This window comes from Nostoc sp. C052 (assembly GCF_013393905.1).
Taxonomy (GTDB): domain Bacteria; phylum Cyanobacteriota; class Cyanobacteriia; order Cyanobacteriales; family Nostocaceae; genus Nostoc.
Genome location: NZ_CP040272.1, coordinates 6,535,875 through 6,555,355, shown reverse-complemented (window position 1 = coordinate 6,555,355; position 19,481 = coordinate 6,535,875). Strand labels below are relative to the sequence as shown.

General features: G+C 42.2%; 18 protein-coding genes. 5 read left to right on the top strand and 13 right to left on the bottom strand.

Annotated features, from left to right (window positions below; all coding sequences use genetic code 11):
* Positions 1 to 99 precede the first annotated feature (99 nt).
* From FD723_RS42240 to FD723_RS27030, 3 genes are read right to left on the bottom strand one after another with little or no spacing between them, the layout of a single operon-like run.
* Complete coding sequence (locus tag FD723_RS42240) at positions 100 to 2,142, bottom strand: DMT family transporter (RefSeq protein WP_218651760.1); 2,043 nt, start codon at positions 2,140 to 2,142, stop codon at positions 100 to 102.
* Between the two features lie 40 nt (positions 2,143 to 2,182).
* Positions 2,183 to 3,490 carry a mannosyltransferase family protein gene (locus tag FD723_RS27035; protein WP_179068121.1) on the bottom strand — a complete coding sequence of 436 codons (1,308 nt, stop codon included), beginning with the start codon at positions 3,488 to 3,490 and terminating at the stop codon, positions 2,183 to 2,185.
* Between the two features lie 38 nt (positions 3,491 to 3,528).
* A complete protein-coding gene (locus tag FD723_RS27030; protein WP_179068120.1) occupies positions 3,529 to 3,762 on the bottom strand; it encodes a hypothetical protein in 234 nt (77 codons plus the stop codon).
* A 319-nt stretch (positions 3,763 to 4,081) separates the two neighbouring features.
* On the opposite strand from FD723_RS27030, the gene dxr reads away from it, so the two are divergent.
* Together dxr and FD723_RS43100 are read left to right on the top strand one after the other, a co-directional pair.
* Positions 4,082 to 5,278, top strand: coding sequence for a 1-deoxy-D-xylulose-5-phosphate reductoisomerase (gene dxr / locus FD723_RS27025; protein ID WP_179068119.1), 1,197 nt, complete (start codon positions 4,082 to 4,084; stop codon positions 5,276 to 5,278).
* 641 nt (positions 5,279 to 5,919) lie between these two features.
* On the top strand, positions 5,920 to 6,117 hold the full coding sequence (locus FD723_RS43100; protein WP_256874938.1) for a hypothetical protein: 198 nt from the start codon (positions 5,920 to 5,922) through the stop codon (positions 6,115 to 6,117).
* Between the two features lie 4 nt (positions 6,118 to 6,121).
* Here the strand turns inward: FD723_RS43100 and FD723_RS27020 are convergent, their stop codons facing one another.
* Complete coding sequence (locus FD723_RS27020; protein WP_179068118.1) at positions 6,122 to 6,625, bottom strand: thioesterase family protein; 504 nt, start codon at positions 6,623 to 6,625, stop codon at positions 6,122 to 6,124.
* Positions 6,626 to 6,732: 107 nt separating this feature from the next.
* Here FD723_RS27020 and FD723_RS27015 point away from each other — a divergent pair, with 107 nt between their 5' ends.
* Positions 6,733 to 8,928 carry a CHAT domain-containing protein gene (locus tag FD723_RS27015; RefSeq protein WP_256874937.1) on the top strand — a complete coding sequence of 732 codons (2,196 nt, stop codon included), beginning with the start codon at positions 6,733 to 6,735 and terminating at the stop codon, positions 8,926 to 8,928.
* 76 nt (positions 8,929 to 9,004) lie between these two features.
* On the opposite strand, the gene FD723_RS27010 is transcribed toward FD723_RS27015, so the two are convergent.
* The 3 genes from FD723_RS27010 to FD723_RS27000 form a co-directional block, all read right to left on the bottom strand.
* The gene (locus FD723_RS27010; protein WP_256874936.1) at positions 9,005 to 9,949 is read right to left on the bottom strand and encodes an SDR family oxidoreductase; all 945 of its coding nucleotides are present in this window, start codon (positions 9,947 to 9,949) and stop codon (positions 9,005 to 9,007) included.
* On the bottom strand, positions 9,903 to 10,133 hold the full coding sequence (locus FD723_RS27005) for a hypothetical protein (protein WP_179068117.1): 231 nt from the start codon (positions 10,131 to 10,133) through the stop codon (positions 9,903 to 9,905). The genes FD723_RS27010 and FD723_RS27005 overlap by 47 nt, the downstream gene beginning before the upstream one ends.
* Before the next feature lie 172 nt (positions 10,134 to 10,305).
* On the bottom strand, positions 10,306 to 10,476 hold the full coding sequence (locus FD723_RS27000; protein WP_179068116.1) for a hypothetical protein: 171 nt from the start codon (positions 10,474 to 10,476) through the stop codon (positions 10,306 to 10,308).
* A gap of 104 nt (positions 10,477 to 10,580) precedes the next feature.
* Between FD723_RS27000 and tatC the strand changes: the two genes are divergently transcribed.
* A complete protein-coding gene (tatC, locus tag FD723_RS26995; RefSeq protein ID WP_179068115.1) occupies positions 10,581 to 11,375 on the top strand; it encodes a twin-arginine translocase subunit TatC in 795 nt (264 codons plus the stop codon).
* A gap of 133 nt (positions 11,376 to 11,508) precedes the next feature.
* Here tatC and FD723_RS26990 read toward each other — a convergent pair whose 3' ends face one another.
* On the bottom strand, positions 11,509 to 11,601 hold the full coding sequence (locus tag FD723_RS26990; protein ID WP_256874935.1) for a diguanylate cyclase domain-containing protein: 93 nt from the start codon (positions 11,599 to 11,601) through the stop codon (positions 11,509 to 11,511).
* A gap of 147 nt (positions 11,602 to 11,748) precedes the next feature.
* Between FD723_RS26990 and FD723_RS26985 the strand changes: the two genes are divergently transcribed.
* Entirely contained in the window at positions 11,749 to 12,018 is a 270-nt protein-coding gene (locus FD723_RS26985; RefSeq protein WP_094330359.1) for a hypothetical protein, read from the top strand.
* A gap of 118 nt (positions 12,019 to 12,136) precedes the next feature.
* Here FD723_RS26985 and FD723_RS26980 read toward each other — a convergent pair whose 3' ends face one another.
* From FD723_RS26980 to FD723_RS26960, 5 genes are all read right to left on the bottom strand, one after another.
* Entirely contained in the window at positions 12,137 to 14,620 is a 2,484-nt protein-coding gene (locus FD723_RS26980; protein WP_179068114.1) for an ABC transporter substrate-binding protein, read from the bottom strand.
* A 4-nt stretch (positions 14,621 to 14,624) separates the two neighbouring features.
* Positions 14,625 to 15,020 carry a hypothetical protein gene (locus FD723_RS26975; protein WP_179068113.1) on the bottom strand — a complete coding sequence of 132 codons (396 nt, stop codon included), beginning with the start codon at positions 15,018 to 15,020 and terminating at the stop codon, positions 14,625 to 14,627.
* Positions 15,021 to 15,437: 417 nt separating this feature from the next.
* Complete coding sequence (gene ilvD, locus FD723_RS26970; protein WP_179068112.1) at positions 15,438 to 17,123, bottom strand: dihydroxy-acid dehydratase; 1,686 nt, start codon at positions 17,121 to 17,123, stop codon at positions 15,438 to 15,440.
* Positions 17,124 to 17,252: 129 nt separating this feature from the next.
* Complete coding sequence (locus tag FD723_RS26965; RefSeq protein ID WP_179068111.1) at positions 17,253 to 18,734, bottom strand: calcium-binding protein; 1,482 nt, start codon at positions 18,732 to 18,734, stop codon at positions 17,253 to 17,255.
* Between the two features lie 389 nt (positions 18,735 to 19,123).
* Complete coding sequence (locus FD723_RS26960; RefSeq protein WP_179068110.1) at positions 19,124 to 19,312, bottom strand: hypothetical protein; 189 nt, start codon at positions 19,310 to 19,312, stop codon at positions 19,124 to 19,126.
* Positions 19,313 to 19,481 lie beyond the last annotated feature (169 nt).

Sequence of the window (19,481 nt, the reverse complement as noted above, 5' to 3'; positions counted from 1 at the left end):
GTCGCGTCCACACGAGACTTTAATAATAGAGGCAGTCTTGCTGGAGAAATGCCTCCTGCCTTCTTCACAACCGCCACTTTCTAGCTAACTGCCATGATGCTATAAGCTTTCGTTTGTTACTTGAACTGTAGATTGACTAGATTGGGCGAGATAGATACCCATTAAAACTACGGCAAAAGTTGCCCAGTCAAACAAACCGACTTGTTCTGAAAAAATAAACCAAGCAAAAATGGAAGCTAGAACTGGTTCTAGAAGAAGCGTGACGGCGACAACTCCTGAAGAGATTCTGCTGAGGCTATAAGCTAAAAGTCCCTGACCAAAAACTTGACAGAAAAGAGCTTGGAATATGATGAAAAACCAACCCGTCCAGGAATAGGGAAATAGTCTATTTTCGAGGAATGGGAGGACAGGTAGTAGAAACATTGTTGTCACTCCACAGCGCCACAGCATGATAGTTGCAGTGCTAAATCGGGTTCGTAGTCGTTCTATTAGCAGCATACACGTGGCCATGAAAACCGCAGTGAGCAATGCTAAGGTATCACCCAATATTTGATCGGTTGCAAATTGTACCTTATTGAGTTCAAATGCGATCGCTCCCCCCAAAGCGATGACTAGACCAATCACGAATCTGCGATCGAAACGCCGACCAAATAAAAAATACCCAGCTAAAGCAACAAATAAGGAGTTCAAATTAGATAGTAAAGCCACATTGGCAACACTAGTTTGACTCAGCGCCCAAGCCCACAAGAGGAGGTAGGTTCCAGCAGAGGTTCCCATTGCCAATAATAGCCACACTTCTTGTTTCGTAAAAGTAAAAGGCTTCTGTTCTATGGGTTGGTTATCAAGTAAGGCAGGAGTAATATTGCCCTCTGCCCCCTGCCCCCTGCCCCCTGCCGACGCTCGCGGACTCGCTAACGCTGCGCTATCTTCCCTCTTGCCTCCTTCAATGGACTGTTGGTAGCGGAAAGCCTCAAACCCATTCCACAGACCAAAGACAACTGTAGCAATCCAACTGCGATGAAATACTACAGCATTTGCACCAATTTCTTGTTGACACAATTTGGTTAGAGATGGTGCTAAAGATATAGGAATTAGGGCAAACAATAATGAGGCAGTCCCTAATAAAGCTGGTGTTTCGGAGAATTGTTGCTTTAGTAATGACAGTTTGCTCGTCATACTTTTAACGAAAGTGTTAACTATATTTGTGACTGATTCTTGAAACGGCAAATTAACAGCAGCTTGGCTAGATACGGCTAAGTATAAACCGATTAAAACTACGGCGAAACCTACCCAATTTGATAAAGTTAATGTTTCCGAAAATATTACCAGAGCAAAAATGCCGCTAAATACTGGCTCTAAGAGATGCACTAAGGAGACAACCACAGAGGAAAATTTGGCAAGGCTATAGGTCAAAAGTCCATGACCTAAAACTTGGCAGATCACAGCTAGGGAAATCACCCAAAGCCACCCACTAACTGTAGAGGGGAAAAGCTGATCTTGAGTGAATAAAAGTATGGGGAAAATAGCTAAAGCTGCGATCGCACAGATCCACAATTGGATTGTACCCGGAGAAAATTTGGTGCGTAATTTTTCTACGATTAGCAGGTATGCACTCAAGAAAATTGCCGAAACGATGGCAGCCAAGCCTCCTTGAACTTCGTCTGTGGCTATTTGCAGTTCCTCAAATTCAATCGCGATCGCTCCCCCCAGCGCAACCACCATCCCAATCAAGAATTGGCGCTCAAAACGCTTACGAAATAACAACCACACCCCTAAACTAGTAAATATGGGGGCGAGATTATGCAACACACTAGAAATTGCCACGCTAGTTTGAGTTAGTGACCAAGCCAACAATACTAAAGTGGCAGCCCAAAGAATACCAGCACCTAGCAATAGCAATAGATCCTGACTGGTGTAGGATTGCTGTTCTAGAGATTTTTCTTTGGAAAATCGCTGCCGTATTGCCTTGTATCCATGCCAGAGTAAGAAGACCACACTAGCAAGCCAAAAACGATTAAATACAGTGGCACTGGGGCTGAGTTCCATTTCGCTCAATTTCATAAAAATAGAGCCAAAAGATATGGCACCTACACCTAGAAATAATGAAGCGATCGCGATCTTCGTTTGATTAAATAAATTCATTAGAAAATTTCAATGCAACTCAACTATATGGAGCAACTCTCTAACCAACCCAACGCTCTTGGGCAAATCCTACAGCTATTTTGGCTAGTAGTGTCATAAAAGCCCCCAATATTAAATATCCCTGACGAGGATGGCGAGATAACAGCACACCAATGGCTATGTTCAAAGGCACAATACCATAAGCGAGACGGCTCAAGGAGATAGTGCCTCCAGAAGCCAACAGCAAACCAATACCACAAAAGCCATAAATCACTATAACCGGCGTCAGTTGCGCGTGTAAGTGCCACAATATATAGCCACCACCCAAGATCATGAACAAGTTGAGCAAGTTATTAATCCACTGTTCGCTTGCTAGAATCAACAAAAGTAAGGCTAAAGCATAAAAGCCATAGAATAATTTTACAGAACTAAAACGTTGACGGAAACGCCATAAAAGATAGCTACTGGCAACACTCAAGCCAAACAAGAAGAGATACCAAGGGTCTTGAATCCCGCCAGAGGGGTTTTGAACCCAACCATTCTGCCAATTTTCTCTGCCGACTAAAATTTGCATGAACATATTTAACCAACCCTGCCAATCAAAGCCCAGAGTTGGCCGCCATCCTTTTTGTGCTTCGATAAAAGCTAAAGGATTGCCAAAATAAATCGCACAATACAAACTGAATAAAAGTATGCCAATAGCGGTAGTCAAACCAGCTATATAGGCAATAGGTGGTCGGCGTTCTTTCCAGGCTGCGATCGCCAATGCTGGAATTAATGCCATACCTGTAGGACGTGTTGCTGTAGCCATCGCACCCCAAAGGGCAGTCCAGCCATACTGTTTCTGATCAAAGGCTCGCAAAGTTGCCGTACTCAAAAACAAATACAGCCCCTCTGTGTAAATTACCCCCGTAAACATAGAAGACGGATATAAAGAAACCACAGCTGTCACCCAATGCGCTGCATTGATGCCATAATGCTCCTTGACCCAAAAGTATAAACAGTAAAGTGCTGCAAAAAATGCCAAATTGTTGACTAACATACCTGCTAGTTCAAAGGTTAAGCCCAGCTTCATTAAAACCCAGATACTTAAGGGAAATAGGGGAAAGAAGGCTAGATTATGCTGTTTGCCGTCATTGGCAAATTCATAGCCAGAAGTTGCGATCGCTCGATAATGTATACTATCCCAAGCATCAAAAATCCCCCAACCAAAATGGGGCAAAAAGTCTTCTGCTGGTAATGGTAGTTTTGGCGCAATCAGCAACATAGCAGTCCAGATGAATATTCGACTGGCAAACCATATTGCGGCTGGAAACAGAAAATCATTTTTCCATAAAACTTTTTTTATAACTATCTGAACTTTGACCATAAGCTTGAGTGCTTTAACAAACTCCTTTCTGCATCCTTTTACATATAACTTTCAAGAGGCAGGAGGAACTCATATTTAAAAATATGGAATTGTAGTAAGGACGCTTTGTATCTTGTGCTATGCAGTTGCTCCAATTCTTGTTTTTGCCGTGGTTCTATACCCAGAACTAAAGTTTTCTTCCTTCTTCTTTCTTCCTCCTGCCTCTTGCCACCTACCGCTGCACTATCCTGCCTTTCTTTGTAACGCAGCAATTTATGAGTAACATCCTGCATATTAAATCCTCTACCAAAATAATTAACAAACTGGATAGATTAAAAATTACTTAAAAGTGTTCCATACTTGGTTACTTTTGCCAATTCTGTCAGAATTAATCTTTAAAAATTAGTATTTATAAATACCAGTATTGTTTGGTTAAATGCAAAATTGTCATTTGTCATTTATCAAGAGTCATTAGTTAGTCATTCTCTCCCTTGTCTCCCTCATCTCTCGACTCCCCACTTCTGGACTCAGTGTATCGATTATGGTGATTGCTGTGATTAAAGAGTCCCCAGCAATTTATAGTGGGAGTTGTCTGTAAATCCTTAAGCAATTGTGAAAGCGATTACTCTCGTTGGTTCCACTGGTTCTATTGGTACTCAGACTTTAGATATTGTCACTCAGTACCCAGATCAATTTCAGATTGTGGGATTGGCAGCTGGGCGTAATGTGGAAATGTTGGCTGCTCAAATTCGGCAATTTCGACCGAAAATAGCAGCCATTTGCTCAGAAGAGCAATTACCAGCCCTTAAAGAAGCAATCATTGACCTCGATCCCCAACCGATTCTACTGGCGGGTGACGCCGGAGTGATAGAAGTTGCCCGTTACGGCGATGCCCAAACTGTTGTTACGGGCATCGTTGGTTGTGCTGGTTTGCTACCCACGATCGCAGCAATTGAAGCTGGTAAAGATATTGCCTTAGCGAACAAAGAAACCCTGATTGCTGGCGCACCTGTAGTTCTACCCCTAGTTGAAAAACATGGTGTCAAATTACTCCCAGCCGATTCCGAACATTCCGCAATCTTTCAATGCCTCCAAGGTGTTCCCAAGGATGGCTTGCGGAAAATTTTGCTGACGGCCTCTGGTGGGGCTTTCCGCGATTGGGATGTAGAAAAGTTAGCAAATGTAACCGTAGCTGATGCCCTCAAGCATCCGAATTGGTCGATGGGGCGGAAAATCACAGTAGACTCTGCTACTTTGATGAATAAAGGGCTGGAAGTCATTGAGGCTCACTTTCTGTTTGGGTTGGATTATGACAATATCGAAATTGTCATTCATCCCCAAAGCATCATTCACTCGCTGATTGAATTGCAAGATACTTCAGTTTTAGCCCAACTCGGTTGGCCGGATATGCGCTTACCCTTACTGTATGCCCTCTCTTGGCCTGATCGCATCTACACCAACTGGGAACGACTAGATTTAGTCAAAGCTGGAAATTTAACCTTCCGGGAACCAGATCACCAGAAGTATCCTTGTATGCAGTTGGCTTATGCTGTGGGTAAAGCTGGTGGTTCGATGCCAGCAGTGTTGAATGCCGCCAATGAGCAAGCTGTGGCTTTATTTTTAGATGAAAAAATTCGCTTTTTAGATATTCCCCGGTGTATCGAATGGGTGTGCGATCGCCATCAAAATGATAACCGTACTAATCCCTCTTTAGATGACATTTTGGCAGCAGATAAATGGGCAAGACAAGAAGTTTTAATAGCGACTGAAAAGTTAGAAACTCACTCGCAGATAATTTCTCTGCGATAAAAACCTTTAATTCAGATACCCAAAAGGTAGATTTTCTGGCTCTTGACCAATTCTTGTTTAGCCTTCAGCCTAATGCTGAAGGCTAACGGTCAAATATCACACTTCCCCAATATCAAAAATGCGTAGCCGTAAGGCTTGTCGTCAGACATCGCACTTTCCCAACTTCAACAAAAATGCGAACTGACAAGTCAGCGCTTCGCGATCGCACTTCTCCAAAATCACGAATGTGTAGTGTGGCTATTTATGATGAGGGCAAATTTATTTTTGCAAATCGGGACGGGAAGCGAGGTATTCAAATGAAACCCTGATACAACAGCCTTTTAAGTCTCAGGATGTTTTCAAAAATCCAATTGGAGTCCTAATCTAACTTTTGTATCTTGTGATTATTGATACGAAAGCTTTAGAAAAGTCTTTCCAGTAAATCTGCCAAATTGCCAAATAACTTGCCTCTGCTCTGCATTTTTGTCTCATTTTCAGGTAATATGGCATTGGCACAGTTACATAAAAAATCTGAGCTTTAGTATCTATTCAAAATTAGGTCTAATAGCTTTAGCACTAATAATTGTTACTCAAATCAAAGTTTATCTTCTCTGAATAAACGGGTTCTCAGATAACGGCTACTATTAAGGAATTTATATATTATGATTGCTACGTTGATTGTAGCTTGGATAGTCTTCATAATATTATGGAAGTTGCTAAAAGCAACCCTAAAGAGTGCATTGACTATTGCCGCAATCCTAATCTTATTAAATATCAGTTTTGGCATTACTCCGCAAGATATCTGGCAGCACGTAACGCAGTTTGCTCAAACTATCTCCCAGATACAAAGTGGCAAATAGAAAATTAAGAATTGTTATTTAATGCCGAAATCTTGGCTAAGGCATCCTTAACACTCGCTGGCAACTGACGCATAATCTTGCCTCTTTCGCGATCTAAAGCGACTAAAGTCACCTTGGCGATGACGTACAATTGTTGTCCATCAGTTGAGACAATGACATAATCCCAATTGATTCTGACGCCAGTCACCTCAGCCATACGCGTTTTTACCACCACTGTCAGACCTAATTGAATTGAGTGATGATAGCGCACCGACAGTTCTACAACTGGTAAATCGCAGCCGATAGTGACTAAATCAGCAAATTCAACCCCGATAGATCGCAAACATTCAATGCGTGCTTCTTCCATCCAAGCTATATAGGAACCGTGCCAGACAATGCCGGCATAGTCAGTGTGGTGGGGTTGTACTCTCACAGGATATTCAAACCAATTCCCAAATTCATGACTTGATGGATTGTCAAGGGCGCTGGTTGGTGGTAGTTTTGGTTGGCTGGGTTTTTCTTCTGACATCTTCAAATTTCTCAGCACCTATAAATTTTCCAAATCAATAAAAATTAATTGCGTTGCCAGACTTCTTGATTTAATATTTACCTTCCTGGAATAGGGAGTATTTTATTATGCAGCCTAATCTTAAGTATATTAGTGTTTTTGCTTTGACTCTACTTAGTTTACTAGGTTTTGGGATGGCATACCCAGACAATAATCAGGTAAGTGCAAATGCAAGGTTGAGGTACGACTCTAGTAGTTTGCCAAGTAAACTTGACGGGGTAAAGGGTAAGGGGGAAGGGGGAAAGGTTTCAAATCCCTTACCCTTTATCCTTTCCCCTTTCCCCAGACCTCACCTAGCATTTTTGGGTTGGAAGACTACTAGAGAAAAAGCTCAAGCTTTACCCAAGAATAATCAACTATCAGAAGTTGCAAGGCTCAATGAAGAAGCTATCAAAGAATCTCGCCAAGGTCAATTGATACAAGGGTTGCAGAAATTACAAAAAGCATTAGCCATTAGCAGAGAACTTGGAGAGCGTTCTTGGGAAGCAGTAACATTCAACAACATCGGTAGAATCTACCAAAATCAAAAAAAGTATCTCGAAGCACTTCAATCCTATCAGCAAGCCCTATTAATTAACAAAGAACTTGGGGATCTGGTTCGACTTGGCAAAACCTACAGTAATATAGGTTACTTATTCGATATTCAAAACCAACCAGAGTTAGCAATTTTTTTCTACAAGCATTGCTTAATTAATCGTGAGAAAGCTCGCTTGAATCCATCGGCGCTGAGTGTGCCGCAACCAGATGCTTACAGCATAACTGTTAGCCAGACATATCGTATTTTGGGTGAACGATTACTCAAACAAGAACGTATTGCTGAAGCACAAAGGACAATGGATTTACTCAAGGTTGAAGAACTAGAAGAATATCTCCAAAATGTGTCAGGTAATCAACGTACTGTCAAAGGTATTAATATAGCGGCAACAGAGAAACCAATTAAACAAAAGTTGGATCAAAGCGTGGATAATGCTGTTGTGTTGGGTAAAGAACTGACAAAACTACGTCAAATTAAGCCCGAACAGCGATCGCTCGAACAAAAACAACGCATTGAGCAACTAGTCTTAAATCAACAGCAAATTCTAGATAAATTTAACGAATTTATCAATAGTCCTTCAGTGAAAGCACAGGTAGAGCAAATTAGCCGTACAGCTAGGCGGCAAAATTTGGATTTGGAGAGTCTCAACGAACTTCGGGATAATTTGGCACGATTGCCGCAAAAATCAGCCCTACTCTACCCACTGATTTTAAAAGATAGCTTGGAATTGGTACTAGTAACTCCTGAATCTCCACCAATTCACCGCACTGTCGCTGTAAAGCGCGAAAACCTCTATCAAACAATAGCTGTTTTCCGCCAAGCTTTAATCGACCCCAGTCAAAATATCAAAGCACCTGCACACCAATTGTATGACTGGCTAATTAAACCGATAGAAAAAGACCTGGAGTCATCAGGTACACAAACTCTAATTTACGCTCCCGATGACCAGTTACGTTACATTCCTTTAACTGCTTTATATGATGGCAAGCAATGGCTAGTGCAGCGCTTTAATGTAAATCACATTACATCTGCCAGTCTGACTAACTTAAATACCCCAAAACAATCTATTTTGCGAGTTTTAGCAGGTGCTTTTACTAAAGGTAATTATCAAATCAAAGTTGGTAATCGGCAAGTTGCTTACGCTGGCTTACCCTTTGCAACGCAAGAGGTGGAAAGTGTAGCAGCTGCGGTTCCTGAAACTAAGAAGCTTTTAGACGATGCCTTTACCCCCAGCGTTGCTATACCCCAAATGGATGATTATACAATTGTCCATTTAGCGACTCATGCCGCTTTTGTGGTGGGGAAACCAGAAGATTCGTTTATTTTATTCGGCAATGGCGATCGCGTTAATTTTAGAAATGTCGCCACTTGGTCACTCCCCCATGTCGATTTGGTAGTATTGAGCGCCTGTGAAACCGGCTTGGGAGGCAAGTTAGGTAACGGTGAGGAAATTTTGGGCTTTGGCTATCAGATGCAACAAACCGGCGCTAGAGCCGCGATCGCCTCTTTGTGGTCTGTGGATGATGGCGGTACACAAGCACTCATGAGTGCTTTTTATGGTATCCTCTCTACCGAGAAATTGACTAAAGTTGAAGCTTTAAAAAAAGCTCAAGTCTCATTGATTAATGGAAACTGGAAGTCTCTAGGTCAAAACGCACCTGTAGCAGCTAGTAACTTTAGTCACCCATATTATTGGGCATCTTTTATTTTGATTGGCAATGGACTTTAGCCCGCTTTTATCAGGAGAGGCAGAGGGCAGGAGGCCTCCTGCCTTATCTCAACAACAAATATTTACGCCCACCTGCTTACAACCCCATTGAGTATAAAATTATCCTGTCATGTAGGCGATCGGGCAAAATATGCTTTAGCAACGCTCCAATTTTGGCATCTTGTCCAACAAGATAGCGCGTCTTAGGTTTCTTTGCAGTGAGCGCCTGAACAACGGTTTGAGCGACAATATCCGCAGAAATTCCCCCAGATGCAAGAATCTGCATTTTTTTGCGGACAATATTCATGGCTTGCCCGTAGAGATTTTGTGCCGATTGTGGTAAATCATCCTGTGCTATTTCCGATTGACTGAGAGACTTTTCCCAAATTGGGGTAGCGATCGCACCAGGTTCGATAATAGAAACGGAGATTCCCCAAGGTCTTAACTCCATCCGTAGCACATCAGTGAGTGCTTCCAAGGCAAATTTTGACGCATTGTAAGCTCCTAAGAACGGCGTCGGACTTCTACCAGCAATGGAACCCATATTGACAATTCGCCCCCGACTCTGGCGTAATAGACCAAGAAATGCTTGTGTGACTGCTAATTGTCCGGTGACATTCACCAGCATTTGTTGTTGAAATTCGGCGATCGTTAATAATTCTAAGGGGCCAGGGACAGCAATTCCGGCATTATTCACTAAACCCAAAATCCCCCCACCACCGACTGCATTTGTGACTTTATCAACCGCAACTGCGATCGATTCAGCGTCAGTAACATCTAAAAAAATCGGAATCAGCCTTGGCGATCCTTTCTGTTTAAGTGTTTGAGCATCAATATCTTGACGCACGCCAGCAAAAACAGAGAAGCCCAACTGGTCTAAAAGCAAAGCAGTGGCCTGACCAATTCCTGTTGAGGCTCCTGTAACAACTACTGTACGTTGATATTCTAAAACCATTAATTTTCTTTGATGATGGGGCTGCCTCTTGCCTTTTTTATCAATCTTTGCAAATACCAAGCCGAAGGCAATCTTCGGTTTGGTCATCTCTAGCCGATATTTGCCAAGGTAATATGCGTGATTGAGCATTTGTACTGTAAGCAATTAGAGCAGCTATTGTGGAAAACTGGTTTTTAACAATAGTCACGTCACCACTACAAGTATTGCCTAGCTCAACATTATATAAATAAATAGGCAATGCCATGAGAGCAATGCAAATTGTCCGATTCATACCCAACCTCAGCTAAAAATTTCCGATTACGCTATGTATAGATGCCACCTTGATGAACCGGATTTTTAAAACTGAGTATTAAATGTTGAAGTTTTGAAGTTGTGTAAATTTACTCAGCGCTACTGGTCGCAGAGACGTGATTTCTTAATTATCGGTTCCACCCTTTTTTAGGTTAGGCATTGCCTACAAGATGGCTTCCTACTAACTTATGCAGATGCAAACCTAAAAAACAGGACAAAAAACCCACAGCACCCAAAAACATATCTATGGTAGCTGCATTCCCCAGATAAAATAATGAAGAATGCTCAGTCACCGAAATGGTCGATGACTGACAAACACTCATGATACAAGCCCCTAAATTTATTTATGGGATTGTTAATTTTGAATTTTGTACGCCCTTGGCGTTCTCGTAGGGTATTTTGAATTTTGAATTCGGAGCGAAGCGACGTGACGCCTTCACAAGACGTAGATACTATAAACGTTCCCAACATCGATCCTGAAGGATATGGCAACTCAGACACCGATCCTCTTGATGAGTTGCCAGGTGAAGTTGAAATGTCTCTTTTCGACCACCTAGAAGAGTTGCGGCAGCGGATTTTTTATTCGTTGATTGCCGTAGCGGTGGGCATTATCGGCTGTTTCTTTGCCGTTAAGCCCATTGTTCAACTACTTGAGGTTCCAGCACAAGGAGTAAAATTTCTCCAACTTGCACCTGGAGAATATTTCTTTGTCTCCCTCAAAGTGGCAGCTTACACTGGCTTCATAATTTCTAGTCCTTTTATTCTTTACCAGATTATCCAGTTTGTGGTTCCAGGACTGACTCGCCGCGAACGCCGTTTACTGGGGCCTGTGGTTTTGGGTTCGAGTGTGCTGTTTGGAGCGGGTTTAGTATTTGCTTATTTACTTCTTATCCCCGCCGCATTGAAATTTTTCATCAGTTACGGAGCAGATGTAGTCGAACAACTTTGGTCAATTGATAAATATTTTGAATTTGTGCTGCTACTGTTATTCAGCACTGGTTTAGCATTTCAAATTCCCATCATCCAACTATTGCTCGGTAATTTGAATATTGTCTCGTCTCAACAGATGGTTTCTGGTTGGCGTTACGTGATTATGGGAGCAGTGGTTTTAGGAGCCGTCCTGACACCTTCTACTGACCCCCTGACTCAAAGTCTTTTAGCGGGAGCAGTTTTAGCACTTTATTTCGGTGGTGTGGGGCTAGTGAAGCTCACGGGGAAATAACATTTAGAATGATCAATATTTGCTTGCAATCGCAGAGAAGATTCATCTGTATTCTGGGAGCAGCCAGAAACAAATATGACACACTAATCTCCTCCTGTACGGGCAACAATATCCGACTGACGGAAGCTTTGCTTTAGTAATTGGGCTGTGTCAAGGATCGCTTGTCTCCGATTTCATGCCCTAGAGAATCATTAATCTGCTTTAAACCATCTAAATCAACAAACAAAAGACAGCATAATTCCCTATTTTTTCACTCAGATATCGCCTACCATAGTACAAATATACTATAATATAGATAGGGTTCACAAAGCCTAGCCAAATGCATAACGGCTCTGTGAAAACCTTCTGGAAGATGGATTCAAGGGTTAGTTCGATGATGAAGCATTATATTCTCAACCTCAATCCGACTGCCAAGCATGAATGGGATCGGTGTATTTTACGCGATCCGCTGACTGCCAAACGCCCAGACATTGCTAAACTAATTGCTGAAGCGGTTGGTGCTGATACTGGTAGTTATTTAGTGAGCGTGAATATCGAAGTTCAAGTTTTACAGCAAGCCGCAGTACCTCAAGCCGAACAACTCTCGCTTTCATTTCCAGAGGTGAGTGTGTCATCACAACCACAACTGCGAGAAGCAGCTTGAGTATAACTAAGTTGTGAGATCCCCAACTTCGTAAAAGAAGTCGGGGATCTGAACATGGTAAATTACAAGACTGGGTGCGATCGCTATTAAGTGATAGTTATTAACTAAAGCTGTAAAATTAAGGTTCAATCGGCACAAACTCATATTGCTCAGTGCCAGCTTTTTGTTGAACTTTGACTAGGAAACTGGGATTGTTTTTGCGATCGCCTGATTCTGAAAACTGAATCTTTCCTGTTGTACCATCGACTGAAAAGTTAGGACTGTGCAGCGTATTTTGCAGTTCCTCGCGGGTATTACTATTACTCTTCTGCAAACCTGCAATGATTGCCTTGGTTGCATCATAACTTGTCGCTGTTCGCCAATTTACAGGGCCACCCCAAAGTTTCTGAGCATCTTGGGGAAAGGGATTACCAGGAATTGCTTGAGGATGCCAAGGTACAGCCAGTACCATTCCATTAACATCGGCTTCCTTATCTGCTAGGGTTTGTTGTGTATACATTGTAGGACTACTAAATAGCGAAAACTGCCCTTGATTAGCTTTTACTACTTTTAAAGCTTTATCAATTCTCTGCACATCAGGAGCCAAGAACAAACTGTCTGCTCCACTACTTCTAGCTTGAGAAATCATTTTATTAGGGTCAAAATTAGAGTCAGAAAGATTGCACGAAGTAGGATTAATCGTGGTTTTAGTCTGATCTATCGCTTTGGTAAACTCCTTTTGGAACGAGTTATTATCAGGAGACTCAGCATCAAAACAAATAACAATATTGGTTTTGGCAGCAGTATTGCTTATGTAATTTGAAAGCCTTTTTGCCAAGTCATTAATAGTAAATATACGAAATATATAATTGCCAATTTTAGACAAGGAGTCGTCAAAACTGGTGGGAGAGAGCATCACTAAGTGTTCTTGTTGATACACGTGTGCAGCGGATACGGCAGCATGGCTCGCGTTGTGTCCCACAACAGACCGAATGCTGGTATCTTTGACAAACTGAGTGGCAATATTTGAAGCTTGGTTTGGCTCATTATCATCATTAGCGATCGCCACCTCCAAAAATTTACCATTAATGCCACTACTACTATTATTTACTTCATCTTGTGCTTGAGCGACACCGCGTAGCATCTCTCCTGCTACATTTGGGTTAGCACCCATAGGTACGCTCACGGCAATTTTGAGCCGTTCTCCTTTCTGACGAGCCTTAGCATTGTTTCGGTAAATCAAGGTTTCTGGATCATTAGGATTCTTTTGAAGAGATAAATTAAAATTATTTAAGGCATCGTTATAGTTACCGGATGCAAATGCTTGAGTTCCAGCTTTTTTACAAGAGTTAGTATCTGTTTGTAAAATTTGCCCACCATAACTAATTTCTAACCCTGTTCTTGGGGTATTTTTCATATCTTGACAACTTTTAGAAGTTAGAGAGATTGAAAGTATGAGTTTACCTAAGACTAAGATGACTACTGCTATAACAACCAAACCGATGAATTGCAGTAATTTTTTATTGGCAGTATTGGTTGTAAATTTATGCTTTTTTTTTGTAGTTAAGTTTGCAATTATTGCTGCTTCAAGTCGATTTATATCTTCATCGGTTAGTCGCAAAACCCTCTGAAAGCCAATCAACTCGCGGCGAGTATGTTCAGTTATAGGGTTCTCTTTTTGAACTGCTCGATCAAACGCTTCCTTATACTGCTGTAATTTTCTCTGGTACTCTTTATAAGGTTTTAAAACTTCTTCCTCAATTGCAACAGCTTTGTCAGATTCTATTTCTAAACGATTTTGTTGTTCATTTAATGCTAAACGTCCAATGTCAGAAATTTGACCATCACGTACCCAATTTCTAACTATTCCAAGATATATACTCTCGCGGTTGTGAATAGGTGCTTTAGTCAGCACGATGTTATAACCTTCTTTAATTACCGCTTGAATCTGCGGCTTCATTTCATGATTATTTTCTTGAACCTTTCTTTGGACATACTGATGCAACTCATCAACAGAAATAAAGCCATCATTATTTTCATCGGCTTCACCAGTCTCGATTCCTTGTACTAAGTATTGAGTGTAAATAGACTCAAATGAGTACTGGATTGAAGTACTAGATGTTAGAACAGCTCGCCCCTCTCCACCCAGTTGAATCTTCTGGAAATCTAAAGAAACATCATCTCTACTTTTTGTCTCATTGGCAAAAGCACCACTAAAGCAACAGTCTAAAATTATTACCTGTCTTCTTGAACGGCTACGACTATCGTTAATGATGTCATGTACAAAATCGGCTGAAACTGTTGATGCTTTAAAAAGTTCTCCTTTTTCATTTCTACGAGTTATTTTTGTAGCAAAGTAAAGTTTGCCACTATCATATTTAATGCCATGTCCAGAGAAATAAAGCAGTACGATGTCATCTCTTTGACGATCTAAAAACAAATTTTCAATAGCTGTCTGCATTTCCAAATTATCAGGATTTAATAAGGATTTCACCTCAAAACCGCCAATTTCTGGATCTCCCAAAACCCGCTGCATTGCCTCAATATCTTTTATCGTTGATGGCAATGGAGTAAGACCAGGCTCATACTCACTGACTGCAATTAGAAGTGCTACTTTTGCCATCTTGCTATTCTTTCTCGCTAATAAAATCGCCTGTAATAAACTTTTTGGCTTGTTCAATGGCTACGGTTAACTCTTCTCGACTGCTAGCTTTCACTTTGAGTTTTTTGCCGTTAGCCTCGACTTCCAATTCAATGGTTTTGTTACCCAAGCGATCGCCTAAAAATCCCAACAGCTTCTTAAAATTATTAATACTCACCTCTGCCTGCAATACTCCCACCAGAAAACCGCCAACAGACTTAGCTCCTTCAGGGATTTCTGTAACTGCTACGAGTTCAGCACTTTCGACATCTAGCTCATTGATTTCTCGCAGCAGATTTCGTGTTTCCCGTTCTTGCTCATCTGCATCTAAGTCTGGATTAGAAAGAGCGATCGTCAGTTTGACATTAGATTCAGAACTCATTTTGTGCCCTTTTAGGTTTTTCAGATGTTGATGGTCAATTCTATTTCTGTAGTATATCGATTGACATCACTTCTTCTATGTAAATTTCCTGAAACTTTTTCAAGATTTTTCCAAAAACTCATAAAATTCAGGCAAAAATCTGGTATAAATACAGAACATCCCTCTTCAATAGCTTCCAAACTTAGAGGCAATCAACAGTATTTCATCTGACAAGTTGTTTCGATACAGCAATTTGTTTTACCACGCTTGCGATCGCAAAGTAAGTTACGAGATTGTCCTTGCAACTTCTTTAGAAGCGATCGCTAGATCAAACTATTACAGGACAGCGTAAATCCAGCGACCATCTCAAATAACCAGACAAGGGGCTTCAGCCCCTTGTTAAAGGCAGGCAAACTTGCGCCACAGTTGTCAGGTTAATTAAAACAAGTCCAAATCTGTGACAGCGCCAATACTGCTAGAAGATACTAATTTGGCATATTTCGCCAACACGCCTTTAGTGTAACGCGGAGCGGGAGGTTGCCAGTTGGCACGACGACGGGCCAATTCTTCTTCAGATATATTCAACTGCAATAGACGAGCGGGTGCATCAATAGTAATACTATCGCCTTCTTCTACAAGCGCGATCGCACCACCAACTGCTGCTTCTGGTGCAACATGACCAACCACCATACCGTAAGTACCGCCAGAAAAACGTCCGTCGGTAATTAATCCTACAGCATCACCTAAACCAGCACCGATAATTGCAGAGGTGGGAGCTAACATTTCTCGCATCCCAGGGCCACCCTTAGGCCCTTCGTAGCGGATGACTAGAATATCACCAGGTTGAATTTTACCCGCTAAAATTGCATCTAAAGAAGCTTCTTCCGATTCAAACACTCGCGCAGGCCCGGTAATCACTGGTTTTTTCACCCCGGTAATTTTGGCGACAGCCCCTTCTGTTGCCAAATTACCTCTGAGAACGGCTAAATGTCCTTGGGGATACATTGGGTTATTCCAAGGACGAATCACATCTTGATTGGCGGATGGTTCTTCGGGGATGTCTGCTAATATCTCTGCAATTGTTTGACCGCTGATGGTAAGACTATCACCATGTAATAAATCATGCACAAGTAGCATCTTCATTACTTGGGGAATGCCACCAGCTTTGTGTAAATCTGTGGCGACATATTTACCGCTTGGTTTTAAATCACACAAAACGGGAACACGGCCGCGGATAGTTTCAAAGTCGTCTATGGTTAACTCTACATCAGCGGCGCGGGCGATCGCGAGGAAATGCAACACTGCATTGGTTGAACCACCCACTGCCATAATCACAGAGATGGCATTCTCGATAGATTTGCGGGTGATAATTTGCCGAGGCAAGATTTGTTTGCGGATGGCTTCGACTAAAACAAACGCCGATTTTTCCGTGCTGTCGGCTTTTTCGGCATCTTCAGCCGCCATTGTCGAGGAATAGGGCAAACTCATCCCCAGCGCTTCAAATGCTGAAGACATGGTGTTAGCTGTGAACATTCCCCCACAGGAACCAGCACCAGGACAAGCGCGACCTTCAACTTCTAATAATTCCTTTTCGTCAATTTTTCCGGCACTGTATTGACCAACAGCTTCAAAAGAACTGACAACAGTTAAATCGCGTCCGTTGTAGTGACCAGGTTTGATAGTGCCACCATAAACGAATATTGCAGGGATATTCATCCGGGCGATCGCTAGCATTGCCCCTGGCATATTTTTATCACAGCCGCCAATCGCTAGCACACCATCCATACTTTGTCCAGTACAGACGGTTTCAATGGAATCGGCAATGACTTCCCGCGACACTAGGGAATATTTCATCCCTTCAGTTCCCATCGAAATCCCGTCGCTAATGGTAATTGTGCCGAAAATTTGCGGCATCGCCCCGGCGGTTTTAATCCCCACCTCTGCCCTTTGCGCCAGTTGATTTATCCCCATATTACAGGGAGTGATCGTACTGTAGCCATTGGCAATGCCTACAATAGCTTTGTTGAAATCTTCATCTTTAAAACCAACTGCACGCAGCATAGCCCGATTAGGCGATCGCTGCACCCCTTGCGTCACAATTTGGCTTCTCAAATTCTCCGACATTTTTTTTCCTTCCGTGGCATCATCGCTTGTATTGCGATTGTATTATCTGATTTTCTCATGAATAAGAACCCCACTTCTAAGAGCGATCGCTCTTAGAAGTGGGGTTTAGTGACTTTTACAAAAAGTCTATTAAAGGATAATGTCGCTTGCTACTAGTTGTGATGCGCCTGCAAGCTGAATTTCAAACTCAGCTAGTAGATCCTCATCAGTACTACCTTGCAGAATACCTCCTGAATAACGGATCTGACCAGTTGCAGAGAATGCGGCACTTCCAATGAAAGTAAAGGCTTGATTGCCCACTGTAATCGAATTAGCGTCAATGGTAGATAGGTCGATTTGATCGCCTGCCAAGATACCGTTCCCAACAAAATCAGTAATCACATCCCGCAACAAACCAGGTTGACTCTCAGAAACGAAGTTGAAATCGAAAACATCGTTACCCGATCCTCCAGTGAGGATATCAGTTCCACCAACGCCAATCAGGATACCACCGTTACCAAAATCACCGCTAATGGTGTCATTGCCAGAGCCGCCAATAAGGCTATCATTGCCAAATCCGCCAACAAGGCTATCGTCGCCAGAACTGCCGTCAATCTTATCGTTGCCTGCTCCGCCGTTAATTGTATCGTTGCCTATCCAGCCGTTAATCGTATCGTTGCCAGATCCGGTGTTAATCCTATCGTTGTCATATCCACCGTCAATTGTATTATTGCCATCACCAGCGTTAATCGTATCGCTGCCATATCCGCCGGCTATTGTATCGTTGCCAGATCCGGCATTAATAATATCGTTGTCATATCCACCGTCAATCCGATTGTTCCCAGCTCCAGCGTTAATCGTATCGTTGCCAGATCCGCCATTAATCGTATCATTACCAGATCCAGCGTCAATCTTATCGTCACCAGATTGGCCGTCAATCCGATTGTTGCCAGAACCGCCGTTAATCGTGTCGTTGCCAGATCCGCTTTGAATCTTATCATTGCCAGATCCGGTGTTAATCGTATTGTTGTCAAATACGCTGTAAATCGTATTGTTGCCATCACCAGCATTAATCGTATTGTTACCAGAACCGCCGTTAATTGTATCGTCGCCAGATCCGGTATTAATGATATCGTTGCCAAATCCGCCGTCAATTATATTGTCGCCAGATCCGGCGTTAATGGTATCGTTACCAGATCCGGCGTTAATTGTATCGTTGCCAAATCCGCCGTCAATCTTATCGTCGCCAGATTGGCCATCAATTCTATTGTTGCCATCACCAGCATTAATCGTATCGTTGCCATCACCGCTTTGAATCCTATCGTTGCCAGAACCAGTGTTAATTTTATCGTTACCGTCAAATCCTCCATAAATCGTATTGTTACCATCACCGCCGTCAATTGTATCGTCTCCAGATCCGCCGTCAATCGTATCGTCTCCAGATCCGCCAAGAAGGCTATCGTTGCCCCTTCCGCCGTTAATCGTATCGTCTCCAGATCCGCCATTAATTGTATCGTTGCCAGATCCGCCCCTAATGGTATCGTTACCATCAAATCCATTAATGAGATAAGGGAGAATAGAAGAAGGATTACCAAGACTATCAGGGCGATTAGTACCGTTAATGGTTGGCATTGTGGTTGATCCTGAATTTTAAGGGTAAAAAATTACCTCGTCACTTCCTCATCAGAAAACGGCGTTGCTAATTAAGAGGATGAATTTGCTTTCCCCTAAAGGCGCAAAGGAAACAGTTTCTAATATAGAATTTTGGAATTTCACTCTTTTATTCAGCAATGCCGAGAAAATAAAGTGAGGAAATAACGAGTGTGAAGAATAAACAAATTAGACCTGTTTTAATCAGGTCTTTGCTATTACTATTTTCAGGTAAATAGACCACGCAGTAAGGGCATAGCATTGCTCATTGGTGTCAAATTAAGCTGAAACTCTTTTAAAACCTCGTTTCCAGCTTCCGGCTGGAAATGCAACTCAAAAGCGGCTCTGCCGTCAGCAAGAGAGGCGGAGCCTCAACGATGAGCATTCCCAGTCTCCGACTGGGAACGAGGTAAGCTAAAAGCTAGTTCTAGACTTGCTTTCATGTTAAGTTGACACGTATGAGCATTGCTGTGCCCTGATGACAGATGTGGTTCAAATACATGAAAACTGCTGTAAGTCTGAGATTTGAAAAGTAGTGGATGGATTGATAATTTTGGCATCAAAATTGATTGTGCCAAGGAGCATATTATGTCCTTGCGCCTGATGTCTTCACAAGTTCTAGTAGTAGGCTGCTAGAGAACAAGCAGATCATTTCCTACGGAATTGTATAGGTTTTAGGACATTTTTACTGTATTTAGAGTAACACGAGTATAGTACTATCCTCGAACA

Coding starts and splice junctions, on each gene's coding strand:
- ilvD (WP_179068112.1), bottom strand. CDS start 17,123: ATGTCGGAGAATTTGAGAAGCCAAATTGTGACGCAAGGGGTGCAGCGA.
- FD723_RS27030 (WP_179068120.1), bottom strand. CDS start 3,762: ATGCAGGATGTTACTCATAAATTGCTGCGTTACAAAGAAAGGCAGGAT.
- FD723_RS26980 (WP_179068114.1), bottom strand. CDS start 14,620: ATGGCAAAAGTAGCACTTCTAATTGCAGTCAGTGAGTATGAGCCTGGT.
- FD723_RS27015 (WP_256874937.1), top strand. CDS start 6,733: ATGCAGCCTAATCTTAAGTATATTAGTGTTTTTGCTTTGACTCTACTT.
- FD723_RS26960 (WP_179068110.1), bottom strand. CDS start 19,312: ATGCCAAAATTATCAATCCATCCACTACTTTTCAAATCTCAGACTTAC.
- FD723_RS43100 (WP_256874938.1), top strand. CDS start 5,920: ATGATTGCTACGTTGATTGTAGCTTGGATAGTCTTCATAATATTATGG.
- FD723_RS27035 (WP_179068121.1), bottom strand. CDS start 3,490: ATGGTCAAAGTTCAGATAGTTATAAAAAAAGTTTTATGGAAAAATGAT.
- FD723_RS27000 (WP_179068116.1), bottom strand. CDS start 10,476: ATGAGTGTTTGTCAGTCATCGACCATTTCGGTGACTGAGCATTCTTCA.
- FD723_RS26965 (WP_179068111.1), bottom strand. CDS start 18,734: ATGCCAACCATTAACGGTACTAATCGCCCTGATAGTCTTGGTAATCCT.
- FD723_RS26975 (WP_179068113.1), bottom strand. CDS start 15,020: ATGAGTTCTGAATCTAATGTCAAACTGACGATCGCTCTTTCTAATCCA.
- FD723_RS42240 (WP_218651760.1), bottom strand. CDS start 2,142: ATGAATTTATTTAATCAAACGAAGATCGCGATCGCTTCATTATTTCTA.
- FD723_RS27020 (WP_179068118.1), bottom strand. CDS start 6,625: ATGTCAGAAGAAAAACCCAGCCAACCAAAACTACCACCAACCAGCGCC.
- FD723_RS27010 (WP_256874936.1), bottom strand. CDS start 9,949: ATGACCAAACCGAAGATTGCCTTCGGCTTGGTATTTGCAAAGATTGAT.
- FD723_RS26985 (WP_094330359.1), top strand. CDS start 11,749: ATGATGAAGCATTATATTCTCAACCTCAATCCGACTGCCAAGCATGAA.
- FD723_RS27005 (WP_179068117.1), bottom strand. CDS start 10,133: ATGAATCGGACAATTTGCATTGCTCTCATGGCATTGCCTATTTATTTA.